This is a genomic window from Pseudoalteromonas sp. GB56 (genome assembly GCF_054923835.1).
In genome coordinates this window covers 1,192,434-1,207,512 of the sequence record NZ_JBPCHK010000001.1, presented here as the reverse complement: position 1 = coordinate 1,207,512, position 15,079 = coordinate 1,192,434, and the positions used below count along the sequence as shown (strand labels likewise).

Below are 15,079 nucleotides of genomic sequence, written 5' to 3'. Positions count from 1 at the left end.
CTCTATTGTAATCAAGTTAGAGTGTCTTTGGCAGTATCTGCGTTGATATTCTTGCGAAAGAACATACACCCATGCGTTTACCGCCTTTAACAAGCACGCCTTTGCGCATATTGCTGGCACCGCTTGCATTGAGTGTAAGCTCGTAGCTTTGTGCATCTATATCGCTAGTACCGCCCGCTGTCGCCGCACCGGTGTTGCACTGCATTTGCCCTAATTTATGATAATTTGAACGACTAAACGGTGTAGAGGAGTTTACTAATGGCCCTACCGTTGTCGTATTCACCGCTTGCTTCCAAGCAGCTAAATCAACGTTCAAAATCCCACCACGTAAATTGATACTGTCTTCATGAGTAAGGAAGTAACTGTCGAATGGGCCAAATTGCGAGGCCACAGACATTGAGTCATTTGTTTGGCGCAAATCACCAATCCACATACCACCTTCACCAAAAACTTGCAGTTCGATGTCGTCTTTTTCTTTATCAAGGTTGTTTACGATAGCGTAGCTATTGCTATCTAAGCCGAAGATAAGAGAACTTGAACTTTGCACACCTGCTTTAATTAGACGTGGCTGCTTACCATAGCGCGCCACTTCCGTGTCGAGTGTTCCCCAAGGGAACAGCCCCAATACACCCGATTGGATGTAGCTTAGTTCACGACTTGTTGCTACTGAAATACAGTCTACGCCTAAACGGCATGCTTCGAAGCCATTTGAGTACACAATTGGATTCTCAGCTAATACTTGCACCCCTTCACCTGAAAGAATGGTGGCGTTTTGCTGCCCGCCCACAAGCGCATTAACTGACTCACCTTGTGCCGCTATAAAGAGTTGCTCCTTTGCGACCATATCTTTGATTTTAGTGAGCAATTCGCTTGGTTTATTCGCACCTTCGTAGAAAGCATGATAGAGCAACAATGGGCTCGAATCGGCGATGAACAGCGCATCAGAACGACGTAATAAATCAAATAACTGTTCAGGATCGCGACACAGTTTTTGTTGTTTATCAAAGAGATCTGGATATAAGCTATCACGACGGAAACTCGCTAATCGTGAAACCTGATACTCAGCCAAATCATCACACAATGCCGGATCATTGGCGCCAATAAGCGTTTGCATCGCGCCATCTATCGGCAGCCAGTGCGCTTCAAAACCAAGTTGTTCAAACAAGGCTTGGTAATAATCCACATCGCGGTATGGGTCACGGCTACCGCCAGTAACAAAAGCGATACGTGGTTTGCGTTTTGAATCTGCAATACCTTGTGCGTTTTTGAACAATTCTTTAAATGCATCTTTTGTCACCCAATCGCGTGTACCTTCGAGGTCAACGCGTGCTGTTAGACGCTTTTTGCTGTTCGCTTGCTTTTGCTCGAGTAAGTCAAAAAAGTTTTGCTGTTCAAATTCGAACAAGCTAAACCAAAATTCTCGTGCTGTTTCATCTGAATTACTCAGTGTGAATTCACTGCGACGCAAATATCGTTCAAATTCAGTTTGCCCAAAAGCGTCGTCACCAAAATGACTTTGTGCCTTTTTTAAAATTTCTGCAGCTTGAGTTCGGATCTCAGGCTGCTCGGTCCAAGCCATATCGCGAATACAATCCAGCCCTTCATCAGTAATTTTAAAGATTGGCTGCTGTTTGTAAGCATCCTTACTCAAACTTTCTCTAGATTGGGTATTACAAAATTTTAAGTGTTCGCTAGAACATACCTGTAAGTCGTCAGACATCAGTAACAACTGAGGTGACGCGATAGCTGAAGAAATACTACAGCTCCCGAATACCGCAAGCGAGGCAACTCTTAATAGAAATGATTTCATGGGACTGGTCATTGTTATTATTTTTTGCAAGTTATGGGTTTAATGGGCTCAAATGAGCAACACAGAATATTAACAATGTTTGTACGATTTTGGAATAGTTAGCCTTTTGTTCTTAACATTTTCAGCGCAAATTCATCTTCAATCAGATTCCCCACTCTCGCGCTCCACATTTAAATTTTTTCAGGTAGAATAGCGGGCTTTTCAGTATTACCCGTGAGGAAGGCCATGCAAAAAGCTATGCCAGACATTGCCAACACGAGCTCTGCTCCAGTTCAAGAAACTCTAGAATGGGTTGGTATGAGCGATATTGAGCTTCCAATGTTGGTTGCTTCAAAAGGCCTTGCTCCTGTTGTCGTCAATGCTAAAGCGCAAGCCTTTGTAAACCTTGTTGATAAGAATGCTAAAGGCATTCATATGTCGCGGTTGTTTTTGGCGTTGGACCAACTTTCGCATGCTGAGCAAGTCACGCCGAAAGAAATTTCATCTACATTAGATGCCTTCATCAGCTCTCATCATGATATTAGTGATCAAGCACGCATTACACTGGCTTTTGAGCTACCACTGCGCCGTCCTGCGTTGTTGAGTGATAACAGCGGCTGGAAATTCTACCCTATCGCCGTGGATGCGCGCATCAACGATGGTATCGTTGATTTCGAAGTAAGCGTTGATGTTACTTACTCGTCAACGTGCCCATGCTCAGCAGCATTGGCAAGACAGCTGATCCAAGCAAACTTTGAACGTGATTTTGCAAATAAAAATATTCAGTTCAATGACGTCCACGCGTGGTTGGGCACAACTGAAGGTGTCAGCGCTACACCTCATTCGCAACGCTCAGTTGCACAGGTAAAGGTACGTTTATGTGGTGCCACAAGTGACTTCGATTTTCTTGGTTTAATTAACAGTATCGAAAACACCTTAAAAACGCCGGTACAAACAGCTGTTAAGCGAGAGGATGAGCAAGAATTTGCACGCCTCAACGGCGAAAATTTAATGTTTTGTGAAGATGCGGCACGAAAAATCAAAGCAAGCCTTAATACCCAAGAATCAGTACTGGATTTTTGGTTGCGCATTAATCACTACGAATCACTTCATGCCCATGATGCTGTAGCGATTGCGACCAAAGGCATTAAAGGTGGTTACCAGCCATAAACTCTCGAATCCACAATAACGGGCACGTTTATTGCTTTGAATTAAACGTGTCAATTATTCGTTTCGGAGTAAAAAATGGAATTCGCGCTGTTATCCATTCTAGTATTAGTTGTAATTGCCTCAGTGATCGCGTCAAAGTTCACTGACAACAATGAAAACCCCTACCCATTTGTGCGCAAAAAAGAGATGTACACTCAGGTAGAAAGCGCTTTTCTTTCACTTCTAGAACGCGCTGTTGGTGATAATTACCGCATCGTTAGCCGTGTTAAATTATCAGACGTAATCGATTGCAAACCCGGTTTGAGCAACAAATCAAAACGTATTGCCCTTGGCAAATCAAAAAACAAGCAACTCGATTATGTGCTCCTTGATAAGAATAAGCTAACTATTGTGGCCGCGGTTGACCTAGTAAACAACGCCAATAAGGGTGGTCATAAAGCACAAAAAGATTGGTTTGTAAGCGGCGCACTAGAGACTGCAGGTATTCCTCACATTCGTATGAAAGTAAAGAGTGGCTACCGTGTTGAAGATGTTCGAAATGCAATTTTATTTAAGTTAGGTAAACCTGAACCAGCGGTAAAACGTAGGTCAACTCGCCCTGCGGTGCTCTCTCCTGCACAAGTTAAAGTGCAAACAGTGGCAGTGTCTCCCTCGACTCAACTTGCTGAAATCTAAAAGCGACATGCCATATTTGAACAGCCTTTGATATACTAAAGGCTGTTTTTGCCATTTTAATTAGAGATGCTATGAAAGTAGGTATTATCGGCGCAATGGAGCCGGAAATTGCAATTTTGCGTGAACACATGAGTGATGTAGAAGTCCTGGAAAAAGGCGGGTTCACTTTCTATCACGGGCAATTAAACGCGCAAGAAGTAACGTTGGTGCAATCGGGTATCGGAAAAGTTGCATCAGCTGTTGCCACTACTATCTTAATTGATCATTTTAAGCCTGACTGTGTTGTAAACACAGGTTCAGCTGGCGGCTTCGACCAACGCCTAGAAGTAGGCGATGTAGCGATTGCCAGTGAGCTACGTCATCACGATGTCGATGTAACTGCATTTGGCTATGAATTTGGTCAGGTACCACAAATGCCTGCTGCGTATATTTCGCATCCTGAACTCGTTAAAGTGGCTGAGAAATCAATTACTGAGCTCGCACAATGTAAATCCCTAATCGGTTTAGTGTGTACCGGTGACTCATTTATGTGCGACCCAGTTCGCATTGAACAGACTCGCGCACAATTCCCAACCATGTTAGCGGTAGAAATGGAAGGTGCAGCAATCGCTCAAGCTTGTCACTTGTTGAATACCCCATTTGTAGTAATTCGCTCATTGTCTGATATCGCAGGCAAGGAATCACCAGATTCATTCGAGGCGTATTTAGAAGTTGCATCGAAAAACTCATCTGCAATGGTTATGGCAATGTTAGCAAAGCTATCGGATGTCAGCCTATAAATGACACCCGAATTACTGAGCAATCACATTGAATTATTGCTAGTGTTAGCAGTCATTGCACTCGAGCGATGGCTGCCCTTACTTTCTTGGTATCACCCCTTTACCCTTGTGAAACTGGGGTTCAGCAATCTTGCGAAGCGAACCTATAGCGCCAACTCCTCAAAGCCGTATTTACTACTTGCTTCTGTGCTTAGTATTTCTATCTGTGTGCTTTTACCACTGCTTCTTGTGTCATTGTTTTCTCAGCTAGTCTATTACCCTGAATTACTGAGTGCTTTCTTACTCTACTTGTCTTTGTCTGCCAATCCTCTACTAAATAAAACAAAACGCATCCGCCAAGCATTAAAACAACATCGAAAATCTCTTGCGCGTGCTATTTTGGACACCATAACGGTTCGCGAAACGACAAAACTAACTGAAGCAGGAGTTGCGAAAGCGACAATCGAATCTTTAGCATTACGTATGCTAAGAGAATACTTCTCGCCGTTACTACTATTTTGCCTCTTTGACGCACAAGCCGCATTTGCTTACACCTTGCTATGGCACTTACATCAGGCAATGCGACAGGTAGCTCCACCAAACAGTGCGTATTTAGTCGCAAGTAAATGGTTACTCGCTTTTTGCCAAGCGCCGGCTTTACTGCTCTACCTGCTGCCTTTGCTTGTAACCAAGCATGTGATGGAAATTTTTCGCTTTATCAAAGTATACGGGCAGCACTTTTATCATCGCAGCAGCGGTTTAGTGTTGTGTGTATTCAGTGCTCGTTTGCAAGTGCAATTAGGCGGGCCTGCGTATTACAACAAGGTACGCCATGACCGTATGCGTGTTAGTCTGCATCGTCAACCGAACGCCGATGACATCTCAGTTGCATTACGAGCTATCGAACAAGTCAACGGGCTGTGGATAGTGCTGATATGTGCGGGGTATCTATTGAGCGCATAGAAAAGCCACCTTAGAAGGTGGCTTTATAATTTTAGTAATTACACGTGTATGGTTAGTTCAGTGTGACTTTCGCAAAACGGCGCTTACCCACTTGATAAACGGCCGTTGTGCCTTTCGCAATCATCTGTTTGCTGTCAGTGACCTTCGTTTCACCGTCAATTTTAACAGCGCCTTGCTTAATCATACGTATCGCTTCTGAGGTACTCGCAACTAAGCCCGCATCTTTCAGAAGTGCTGTGATCATCACCTCTTGTTCTTCAATGCTTAGCGACAACTCTTCGATATCGTCTGGCAATGCATTTTTAGAAAAGCGTTGTGTGAAGTCATCATGTGCCTGTTGTGCTGCTTCTTCACTGTGGAAGCGAGCAATGATTTCTTTCGCTAACTGGATCTTAATGTCGCGTGGATTAGTACCGTTAGCAACATCAACTTTCAGTGCCTCGATTTGCTCAATGCTTAATGCACTCAGCAATTCATAATAGCGCCACATTAGGTCATCAGAGATAGACATCATTTTACCAAACATATCGTTTGGCGCATCTGTGATACCAATGTAGTTACCAAGAGACTTAGACATCTTTTGCACACCATCAGTACCTTCAAGCAACGGCATCATAAGCACCGTTTGAGGCTTTTGACCTTCATCTTTTTGTAGCTCACGACCCATAAGTAGGTTGAAACGCTAATCCGTACCGCCTAATTCTACGTCTGCTTCAAGTGCCACAGAGTCCCAACCTTGGACAAGAGGATATAAAAACTCGTGAATCGCAATTGATTGGCCATTTGCATAGCGTTTTTTGAAGTCATCACGCTCAAGCATGCGCGCTACGGTCTGGCGCGCCGCCAATTTAATCATTCCAGCAGTACCCAGTTTTTCCATCCACTGCGAGTTAAATGCAACCGTTGTTTTGGCTGGATCGAGGATTTTGAAAACCTGCTCTTTATATGTTTCTGCGTTAGCTAGCACATCTTCTCGGGTTAAAGGCTTACGGGTTACATTTTTACCCGTTGGATCGCCTATCATGCCGGTAAAGTCACCAATCAAAAAGATAACTTCATGGCCAAGGTCTTGGAACGTTTTTAGTTTGTTGATTAAAACTGTATGCCCTAAATGCAAATCGGGAGCTGTGGGATCGAAACCCGCTTTAATCTTTAGTTTTTTCCCCGACTTAAGTCGTTCAACCAACTCATCTTCGAGTAAAATTTCTTCAGCACCGCGCTTTATTTCAGCAAATGCCTTGTCCAAGTCTGTCATTTATTTCTCCGATAAAAAATGTGCTAACCGCGCGATTCTAGCGCACTTTGGCGCAGGTTTAAATGCACAAAACACTGGTATTTGCTGATTATTAGGTATATGCTCAGCCTTTGGTTAGATATGGTTTTCCTTATCAGCGAAAAAGGTAGGTTATGGTTAACGTGGTACACAAACTCCCCAAAAAACACAAACTGCTCATTGTGGGTTTCCTCGTAACTATTGTAACCCTAATGCTTATACCTACGGAAAGAGCAACAGCTTCAAGGGATAACGACGTTAAACCTCTTGAAGTTGGTAAGCGCTATGAGTTACAAGTTAAACTCGACGAAGACGAAAAAATCACTGAGTTGAACTCAGCTGATGAAGCGCTTACTTTACCTACCTATGAACACACCGATCACGAAGTTCGTAACGGCGATAATCTCGCGATTATTTTTAAACGTGCAGGTTTCTCAGCACAAACTCTCTATAAGTTGGTTAATACCAACGAAGAAACCAAAAAACTGACCAAGATTCATCCAGGTGAGGTTTTAAGCTTTGCAAAAAATGAACAAGGCGAGCTACAGCAGCTTAAATATGTTTTAAGCAAAACAGATACCTTATTTGTTACCTTGAATGATGAAGGCAGCTACGACACTTCTATCGATTCAAAAGAAATTCAAACACTTACCAAATCGGCATCGGGCTCTATTAACGGCAGTTTCTGGACTGCAGGTATCGCGGCTGGTTTAAGTGAAAAACAGATTATGAACTTCGCAACTATTTTTGGTTGGGATGTGGACTTTGCCAATGATCTGCGCAAAGGCGATCAGTTCAGTCTTATTTATGAAACTCACCATGTTGATGGAGAGTACATTGGCACAGGTAAAATATTAGCCGCTGAATTTATCAACCAGGGCGAGCACTATGCTGCGGTACTTCACACGGACGGTAACTTCTATACGCCTCAAGGTCGTAGCATGAAGAAAGCGTTCCTGCGTGCACCGGTTAACTTCAAGTACATCAGCTCAAGCTTCAATCCTCGTCGTTTGCATCCTGTAACTAAAACAGTTAAGCCACACCGTGGCATTGACTACGCTGCGAAGACCGGTACGCCAGTTGTTGCGGCAGGTAATGGTCGCGTTATTAAAGCTGGTTACAACCAATACAACGGTAATTATGTGTTTATCCAACACGGTAACACATACGTTACTAAATACTTGCACCTAAACAAGCGTAAAGTGAAGCAAGGTGAGAAAGTGAAGCAGGGCCAGTTAATTGGTACTGTGGGAGCTACGGGTCGTGTTACGGGTGCTCACCTCCATTATGAATTCTTGGTAAACGGTGTACATCGTAATCCGCGCACGGTAAAACTGCCGAAATCAGAGCCTTTACCAGCTTCTGAACTAGCCAAGTTCAAACCAATCGCTGACACATTACTAGCGCAACTTACTCGCGAGCGAGAGATGCAACTGGCGATGAATAACTAAAGTTAACTGGTTAAGAATAAAAAAAGCACCGTCAAGGTGCTTTTTTTATGGCCGACAGCCCTCACAAATAGCCTAACTTATTGGTTTAGCAGCATATAAACGAGTTTAATTATCAAGCTTATAAACACTAAAGGCAGGATGTACTTACTATACTTGGCCATTTTTTCAAACCCCATCTGCTTTTGATAACGTTCAAGCAAAGGGATCAAAATTGCCAAGCAAACAAACAGTACCAATATGATCATAATAGCGTTCATTCGCGCTTACTCCTTGTCAGCTGCATTTATGACTATGGTGTCAAATTACTGAATACTAGGCAAATATCGAGCAAAAAAAAGCGCATCTTGGTGAGTTCAAAACCAAGATGCGCCAAAGGCTAGGAAGAGCCTATTAGCCTACTAACGCGAGTAATATACCCGCAGCAACCGCACTACCCAGTACCCCTGCAACGTTAGGGCCCATGGCGTGCATTAATAAGAAGTTGTGTGGGTTATTCTCCAAACCCACTTTATTTACCACCCTAGCAGCCATTGGCACCGCCGACACCCCCGCAGCCCCGACTAGAGGATTGATAGGTGATTTAGAAAAGCGATTCAGGGCTTTGGCCATAAATACACCTGAAGCTGTACCAATTGAGAAAGCAAGCGCCCCCAATGCCAAGATACCTAACGTCTCCACTGTCAGGAATTTGTCTGCAGCGAGCTTAGAACCTACAGCAAGTCCCAAAAAGATAGTGGTGATGTTAATAAGCTCGTTTTGGGCAGTGCCGCTGAGTCTATCCACCACACCACTTTCGCGCATCAAGTTACCTAAGCAGAACATTCCTACCAAAGGCGCTGCTGCTGGTAAAAACATGGCGGTGAGTGCCAGTACCATAAGTGGAAAAATAATTTTTTCTTTCTTTGACACAGGACGCAGTTGCGGCATTTCAATCTTACGTTCAGCTTCTGACGTCAACGCCCGCATAATCGGCGGCTGAATGATGGGTACCAAAGCCATATATGAATAAGCAGCCACGGCAATCGCACCAAGAAGATCAGGTGCCAGCTTAGATGCTAGAAAAATAGCTGTCGGACCATCCGCACCGCCGATGATGGCAATGGCTGATGCATCTTTCATGGTGAATTCGAAACCTGGTATGTAATTCAGCGCGATAGCACCAAACAACGTTGCGAAGATACCAAACTGAGCAGCAGCCCCCAATAGCAACATACGTGGATTCGCAATCAAGGCGCTAAAGTCGGTCAGTGCGCCCACCCCCATAAAGATAAGCAAGGGAAACACGCCTGAGTCGATCCCTATGTGGTACACGTAGTACAAGATGCCGCCAGGGTCTGCCATACCCGCCACGGGAATGTTAGTTAGCAAGGCACCAAAGCCAATTGGGACTAACAATAGCGGTTCAAAGTTACGAGCAATTGCGAGGTACAATAACAAGCACCCCACCGCAATCATGATCAGCTGCGCGACCGAAAAGTTGGCAATACCTGTCGCATGCCAGAGGTTAAGTACACCTTCCATATAACCTCCTAAGACAACGCAATTAGCGCATCACCGGCACTCACTGAGTCACCTTCACGCACCAATACTTCGGCCACTTCACCACCATGTAAAGCACGTACTTCAGTTTCCATCTTCATCGCTTCCATGATGACAACGACATCGCCTTCGTTGACATGTTGCCCAGGCTTAACAACTACCTTAAAGACATTCCCCGTCAATGGCGCGTTGAGTGTTTCACCTCCGCTGACAGATGCTGATTGAGGAGGATTTTCCCCTTCACCTTGAACTGCTCGAACGCTCTCTAACTCTCCACCCGCAGCCACAATGACATCGTAAGCTTTGCCATCAACACTGATGCTGTAGCGTTCCGGACCCGATTTAGGCGCGATGGATGTTAGTGGTTTAGCAACAGCCACAGGTTCTTGTGCTTGCGGTGCAGGTTCAAATGCGTCCGGATTGCCGCGATTAGCAAGGAACTTAAGACCAATTTGCGGGAATAGTGCATAAGTTAACACATCATCAATTTCTTCTTGTGCAAGCGTAAGTTGACTTGTCTTTGCATGTTCTTTTAGCTCGGCGGTTAGCTTACCCAGCTCTGCATCAATTAAATCTGCAGGGCGGCACGTAATCGCTTGTGCACCCTCCAATACTCTTTGCTGTAACTCAGTATCAACCGGTGCAGGTGTGGCACCATACTCACCTTTTAAAACACCCGCTGTCTCTTTAGTAATTGATTTATAACGTTCACCCGTTAAGACATTTAGCACAGCCTGAGTGCCAACGATCTGTGATGTTGGCGTAACTAACGGCAAGTAACCTAAATCCTTACGAACACTCGGAATTTCTTTAAGTACTTCATCCAAGCGATCTGCAGCACCTTGCTCTTTTAACTGATTTTCCATATTCGTTAACATGCCACCAGGAACTTGCGCGAGTAAGATGCGGCCATCTACGCCTTTTAGGCTACCTTCAAACTGTGCATATTTTTTGCGTACATCGCGAAAGTAAGCGGCAATCTCTTCTAACAACGTTTGGTCTAACCCAGTATCACGCGGCGTGTCTTCTACAATCGCCACCATAGTTTCAGTCGCACTGTGACCGTATGTTTGGCTCATACTTGAAATGGCGGTATCGAGCATGTCGATTCCGGCATCAATGGCTTTTTGATAGGTCGCCGTACTCAGACCTGTGGTTGCGTGACATTGCATCGCAATAGGCACTGACACCGTTTCTTTTAATCCACTGATCAGCTGTTCACAGTCGTAAGGCTTCAATAGACCAGCCATATCTTTGATACAGATTGAGTGGCAACCCAAATCTTCAAGTTGCTTGGCTTGAGTCAACCACATATCGAGCGTGTGAACCGGTGATACTGTGTAAGAAATCGTGCCTTGAGCGTGGGCACCAATGTTCACCGCTGCTTTTATGGCAGTTTCGAGGTTACGCACATCATTCATCGCATCGAAAATACGAAATACATCAACGCCGTTTGTATGCGCGCGCTCAACGAATTTAGTCACCACATCGTCACTGTAATGACGATAACCTAACAGATTCTGGCCACGTAATAGCATCTGTTGTTTGGTGTTTGGCATCGCTTGCTTAAGTAGGCGAATACGCTCCCATGGATCTTCACCAAGATAACGAATACAGGAATCAAACGTTGCGCCGCCCCAAGATTCAACAGACCAATAACCCACTTTGTCGAGTTTTTCTGCAATTGGGAGCATGTCTTCGATGCGCATACGCGTAGCAAGCAAAGATTGATGCGCATCTCGCAGTACCAATTCGGTTAATTTAAGTTTTGACATAGTATTACCCCCTATTTATTGCTTTTTATACTGGTGAACTGCGGCAGCAATCGCTGCTATGTGAGCTTTCGGGACACCACTGTGGTTTTGCTTGGGAGATAAGCTCGCTGTTGGTGCATCAATATCATCGGCTAAAAAGTAAGACATGAGCCTTAGAGCACCAATTAAAATCATCAGAAACACAAAAACCACCAGCATTCCCGTTGCCATTAACCCAGCTGCTTCCAGCATCAGATCTGCAATGTTCATCCTCACTCCAGTGTTATTTTGTTAAATTTTATTAAACAACAGTTCAACACCATATCAAATAAATATGAAAAGTCTACACCTTGTAAATTGGTAATACCAATATATAGGATAGCTCTAAACCCACGAAACACGTAATGTACGCGCGGAAATGATGAAAACAAAAACTAGAAGATATGTATATTCGATAAAAATATCCAATATAACGATTATTTATACTCCAACAGATCATCCTAAACACAGCAATTATGCTAACAATTGAAACAAAGAGGAATTGGTAATACCAATTCCTATGAAATATTTATTTTCATTTAAGCCTTTGGCAATACTGGATTCTTGGGTCTAAGCTTTAGCGCACTAATTAGGAACAGCCGCAGTTTGATTGTCCTGCAGTATTAGATAACTCTAATAAATAGGGAGAAAGACAATGCAAAAATCCAGACTTAGCCTGGCGCTTCAACTCGCCCTCAGCGTCGGAATATCCTCATTAGCCATCAGCTCACCAACCGCATATGCTGCGGGAGAAGATGAAGAAGCTAACAAAGACATAGAAGTCATTGCAGTAACAGGGAGTCGTATTCGCCAACCCGGTGCGGTATCGGCGAGTCCTATCACTTCAATTGGCGAACAAGAACTCGCCTTCCAACAAGAACCAGAAGTAGAACAAGTTCTGAGAACTCTGCCATCAACCATCCCTGGAGACGGTAGTAACGTAAACAATGGTTCGGCAGGTGCAGCAACCGTCAACCTTCGCGGTTTAGGTTCACAACGTTCACTTATCCTCGTGAACGGTCGTCGTATGATCCCATACAACTACAATGGTTCAGTGGATACCTCAGTGATCCCTGCTGCACTTGTTGAGCGCATTGATGTGGTTACTGGTGGCGCATCAGCGGTATACGGTTCAGATGCCATTGCTGGTGCCGTGAACTTTGTACTCAAAGACGACTTTGAAGGCATTGCTATCAATACTTCGCATCAGGAAACAGATGAGAATGATGGTGATAAAGACAATATCTCACTGACAATAGGATCGAACTTAGCAGATGATCGTGGCAATGTTGTGCTGTCACTAGATTGGACTAAACGTAAAGAGATCCGCCTTGGCGATCGCCCACTCGGCCTGCTCGGCATTGAAACCGACTCCGGTGCAAACTACGAGCAATTCCTCAACGGCGAGCCCCCCATCCCAGCGCCTGCTGAATGTGAAGCGCCAAACTCAGTAGAAAGCGGTGGTTCAACCACAGCCATTCCAACACGTTTTGCTATTGTTGGCGGTGGTGCGAGCTCATCTGGGCAATTCAGAAACGATGGTACGCTCGCAGCTGATACCTGTAGTGTATTCAACTTCAACCCATACAACTTCTACCAAACTCCATCAGAGCGATACTCGGGTACAGCGTTAGCACACTACAGCTTGAACGACGAGCATGAGGTTTATTCTTCACTCACTTACAGTTCGATTTCAGTGGATACTCAAGTGGCACCATCTGGCACATTTGGTTCTTCGTTTGACTTACCGCTGTTTAACCCACTCATTGGCGACCAAGCTCGCCAGTTTATGATTGATGCGGGTAACACTGCGTTGGCGAATAACTTACTAGGCGCCAATAACTGGGACGATGTCAACGGCAATGGTGTGGTTGATGAAGAGGATTACCTCACAGTACAGTTACGACGTCGAACGCTAGAGTTGGGCGCGCGTACTGAGCGTTACGATACCTCCTTATTCCAGTTCGTTACCGGCGTAAATGGCTACATCTTTGATGATTGGCAATATGATGTGAGCTTCCAATATGGTGAATCTAACCGCACAACAGTGCGCGGTGGTTACACCAACCTAACTAACATCCAAAATGCGCTCGATACGGCAGATGGGGTCACGTGCTTAAATGGCGACTCTACCTGTGTGCCAATCAACCTCTTTGGCGGTTTTGGTACCATAACTGATGAAATGGCTGGGTATGCAACTGCCATAGCATTGCAGCAACAAAAATACAGCCAACGAATCGCCACGGCAACGCTCAACGGTCCTATCGAGTTTATCGAAATCCCCGGTGCGGGTGCGCCGCTGGCGATGAGCTTCGGCTATGAGTACCGTAAAGAGAAAGGCTTATTTGAACCTGATGAGTGTTTGAAAACAGCCCCTGCAAGTTGTCAAGGTGGTGCGGGCGGTAACCAACTTCCTATCGAGGGTGGATTCACAGTTGATGAACTGTTCTTGGAAGGTTATTTACCTGTACTAGATGGCATGGCGCTAGCTGAGACTCTCGATGTTGAATTTGGTTTCCGCTGGGCGGATTATGACACGGTGGGCTCGAACGAAACCTGGAAGTTAGGTTTTAACTGGCGTCCCGTAAGCAGTGTTCTAGTTCGCGTAATGCAGCAACAAGCAACACGCGCACCAAACGTCGGTGAAATTGCTTCACCAGTAGTAACTGGGCTAGATAATGCTGGCGGTGATCCTTGTTCTGTAGGTAATGCCGGTAATATTGATGCAACACTGCGTGCCCTTTGTGTATCAACTGGCATGAGTGAAGCACAAGTGGGTAACGTGCAAGATGTTATCTCAGGTCAGGTACAAGTCATTTCAGGTAGCGATCCCCTCAATCCACCTGATGCTGAAGAAGCGTCGACCTTCACAGCGGGTATCGTATGGACTCCTGAGTTCGATACCTTGCAAAACTTTACAATCAGCTTGGATTACTATGATATCGACATCGACGACATCATCGGAGAATTCTCAGCGCAGGAAATCTTAGATGCATGTTATGAGCTCGGAGATACTACTGAGTGTGCGAAAATCCGACGTGTTGGCGGTGACTTAACTGTCGCCGGCGCGGGTATCGAGCAATACACTACCAACTTGAAAAATCTTCGCGCCGAAGGTGTCGAGCTTGGATTCAACTTTGCCTGGCCGCTGGATAGCATGGGTGAGTTACAGTTCTCAGGAACGATTAATAAATACCTCACTCAAGAATCACAAAGCTCTGATACTGCACGCGTGATTGACTGTAAAGGCTATTACAGCACCAGTTGTGATCCGCTTGCAGAGCTAAGGTGGGTTCAGCGTACGACTTGGGCAATGGATGACTTCACTGTTTCCTTACAGTGGCGCCATATTGATGGTATCGACGTAGAGCCTATTGTTATCGATGACTACTTCGAAGACTTCAGAAGTATCGACTCATATGATTACTTTGATTTATATGCAAATTATCATATCACCGATAACATCACGGCAAGCTTAGGTATTGATAACCTATTCGAAAAAGACGCGCCCGTTGTAGGTGGCGAGGCAGGTGATACAAGTTCGAATTCAGGTAACACATTCCCAAGTAACTATGACGTCTTAGGACGTAAGTTTAAATTGGGCCTTCGCTTCCAGTTCTAATCGTTTTCCCGAGCGATATAAAACCGCGCACTTAATACTGCGCGGT

The 15,079-nt window shown here is 44.9% G+C and carries 11 protein-coding genes and 1 pseudogene; 6 read left to right on the top strand and 6 right to left on the bottom strand.

Annotation, left to right across the window (positions count from 1 at the left end):
• Positions 1 to 16: 16 nt before the first annotated feature.
• Positions 17 to 1,810, bottom strand: coding sequence for a type 1 glutamine amidotransferase family protein (locus tag ACH19P_RS05605; RefSeq protein ID WP_462157534.1), 1,794 nt, complete (start codon positions 1,808 to 1,810; stop codon positions 17 to 19).
• 225 nt (positions 1,811 to 2,035) lie between these two features.
• Between ACH19P_RS05605 and folE2 the strand changes: the two genes are divergently transcribed.
• The 4 genes from folE2 (at position 2,036) to ACH19P_RS05585 (ending at position 5,355) form a co-directional block, all read left to right on the top strand.
• Positions 2,036 to 2,959, top strand: a complete 924-nt coding sequence (folE2, locus tag ACH19P_RS05600; RefSeq protein WP_462157533.1) for a GTP cyclohydrolase FolE2 — start codon at positions 2,036 to 2,038, stop codon at positions 2,957 to 2,959.
• A gap of 75 nt (positions 2,960 to 3,034) precedes the next feature.
• The gene (locus ACH19P_RS05595; RefSeq protein ID WP_462157532.1) at positions 3,035 to 3,634 is read left to right on the top strand and encodes a DUF2726 domain-containing protein; all 600 of its coding nucleotides are present in this window, start codon (positions 3,035 to 3,037) and stop codon (positions 3,632 to 3,634) included.
• A gap of 71 nt (positions 3,635 to 3,705) precedes the next feature.
• Positions 3,706 to 4,413: a 5'-methylthioadenosine/S-adenosylhomocysteine nucleosidase gene (gene mtnN / locus ACH19P_RS05590; RefSeq protein WP_462157531.1), complete on the top strand. Its 708-nt coding sequence runs from the start codon at positions 3,706 to 3,708 to the stop codon at positions 4,411 to 4,413.
• Positions 4,414 to 5,355, top strand: a complete 942-nt coding sequence (locus ACH19P_RS05585; protein WP_462157530.1) for a cobalamin biosynthesis protein — start codon at positions 4,414 to 4,416, stop codon at positions 5,353 to 5,355.
• Positions 5,356 to 5,407: 52 nt separating this feature from the next.
• On the opposite strand, the pseudogene tyrS reads toward ACH19P_RS05585, so the two are convergent.
• Positions 5,408 to 6,610: pseudogene (tyrS, locus tag ACH19P_RS05580) on the bottom strand (tyrosine--tRNA ligase).
• Between the two features lie 152 nt (positions 6,611 to 6,762).
• On the opposite strand from tyrS, the gene ACH19P_RS05575 reads away from it, so the two are divergent.
• Positions 6,763 to 8,079 carry a peptidoglycan DD-metalloendopeptidase family protein gene (locus tag ACH19P_RS05575; protein ID WP_462157529.1) on the top strand — a complete coding sequence of 439 codons (1,317 nt, stop codon included), beginning with the start codon at positions 6,763 to 6,765 and terminating at the stop codon, positions 8,077 to 8,079.
• 77 nt (positions 8,080 to 8,156) lie between these two features.
• Here ACH19P_RS05575 and ACH19P_RS05570 read toward each other — a convergent pair whose 3' ends face one another.
• The 4 genes from ACH19P_RS05570 to ACH19P_RS05555 all read right to left on the bottom strand — a co-directional run bounded on the left by ACH19P_RS05570 (position 8,157) and on the right by ACH19P_RS05555 (position 11,642).
• On the bottom strand, positions 8,157 to 8,336 hold the full coding sequence (locus ACH19P_RS05570) for a hypothetical protein (RefSeq protein ID WP_462157528.1): 180 nt from the start codon (positions 8,334 to 8,336) through the stop codon (positions 8,157 to 8,159).
• A 133-nt stretch (positions 8,337 to 8,469) separates the two neighbouring features.
• Complete coding sequence (locus ACH19P_RS05565) at positions 8,470 to 9,600, bottom strand: sodium ion-translocating decarboxylase subunit beta (protein ID WP_462157527.1); 1,131 nt, start codon at positions 9,598 to 9,600, stop codon at positions 8,470 to 8,472.
• 8 nt (positions 9,601 to 9,608) lie between these two features.
• A complete protein-coding gene (gene oadA / locus ACH19P_RS05560; RefSeq protein ID WP_462157526.1) occupies positions 9,609 to 11,393 on the bottom strand; it encodes a sodium-extruding oxaloacetate decarboxylase subunit alpha in 1,785 nt (594 codons plus the stop codon).
• Positions 11,394 to 11,408: 15 nt separating this feature from the next.
• On the bottom strand, positions 11,409 to 11,642 hold the full coding sequence (locus tag ACH19P_RS05555) for an OadG family protein (RefSeq protein WP_462157525.1): 234 nt from the start codon (positions 11,640 to 11,642) through the stop codon (positions 11,409 to 11,411).
• A gap of 424 nt (positions 11,643 to 12,066) precedes the next feature.
• On the opposite strand from ACH19P_RS05555, the gene ACH19P_RS05550 reads away from it, so the two are divergent.
• A complete protein-coding gene (locus tag ACH19P_RS05550) occupies positions 12,067 to 15,033 on the top strand; it encodes a TonB-dependent receptor domain-containing protein (protein WP_462157524.1) in 2,967 nt (988 codons plus the stop codon).
• Positions 15,034 to 15,079: the final 46 nt, after the last annotated feature.

Coding starts and splice junctions, on each gene's coding strand:
- ACH19P_RS05605 (WP_462157534.1), bottom strand. CDS start 1,810: ATGAAATCATTTCTATTAAGAGTTGCCTCGCTTGCGGTATTCGGGAGC.
- folE2 (WP_462157533.1), top strand. CDS start 2,036: ATGCAAAAAGCTATGCCAGACATTGCCAACACGAGCTCTGCTCCAGTT.
- ACH19P_RS05595 (WP_462157532.1), top strand. CDS start 3,035: ATGGAATTCGCGCTGTTATCCATTCTAGTATTAGTTGTAATTGCCTCA.
- mtnN (WP_462157531.1), top strand. CDS start 3,706: ATGAAAGTAGGTATTATCGGCGCAATGGAGCCGGAAATTGCAATTTTG.
- ACH19P_RS05585 (WP_462157530.1), top strand. CDS start 4,414: ATGACACCCGAATTACTGAGCAATCACATTGAATTATTGCTAGTGTTA.
- ACH19P_RS05575 (WP_462157529.1), top strand. CDS start 6,763: ATGGTTAACGTGGTACACAAACTCCCCAAAAAACACAAACTGCTCATT.
- ACH19P_RS05570 (WP_462157528.1), bottom strand. CDS start 8,336: ATGAACGCTATTATGATCATATTGGTACTGTTTGTTTGCTTGGCAATT.
- ACH19P_RS05565 (WP_462157527.1), bottom strand. CDS start 9,600: ATGGAAGGTGTACTTAACCTCTGGCATGCGACAGGTATTGCCAACTTT.
- oadA (WP_462157526.1), bottom strand. CDS start 11,393: ATGTCAAAACTTAAATTAACCGAATTGGTACTGCGAGATGCGCATCAA.
- ACH19P_RS05555 (WP_462157525.1), bottom strand. CDS start 11,642: ATGAACATTGCAGATCTGATGCTGGAAGCAGCTGGGTTAATGGCAACG.
- ACH19P_RS05550 (WP_462157524.1), top strand. CDS start 12,067: ATGCAAAAATCCAGACTTAGCCTGGCGCTTCAACTCGCCCTCAGCGTC.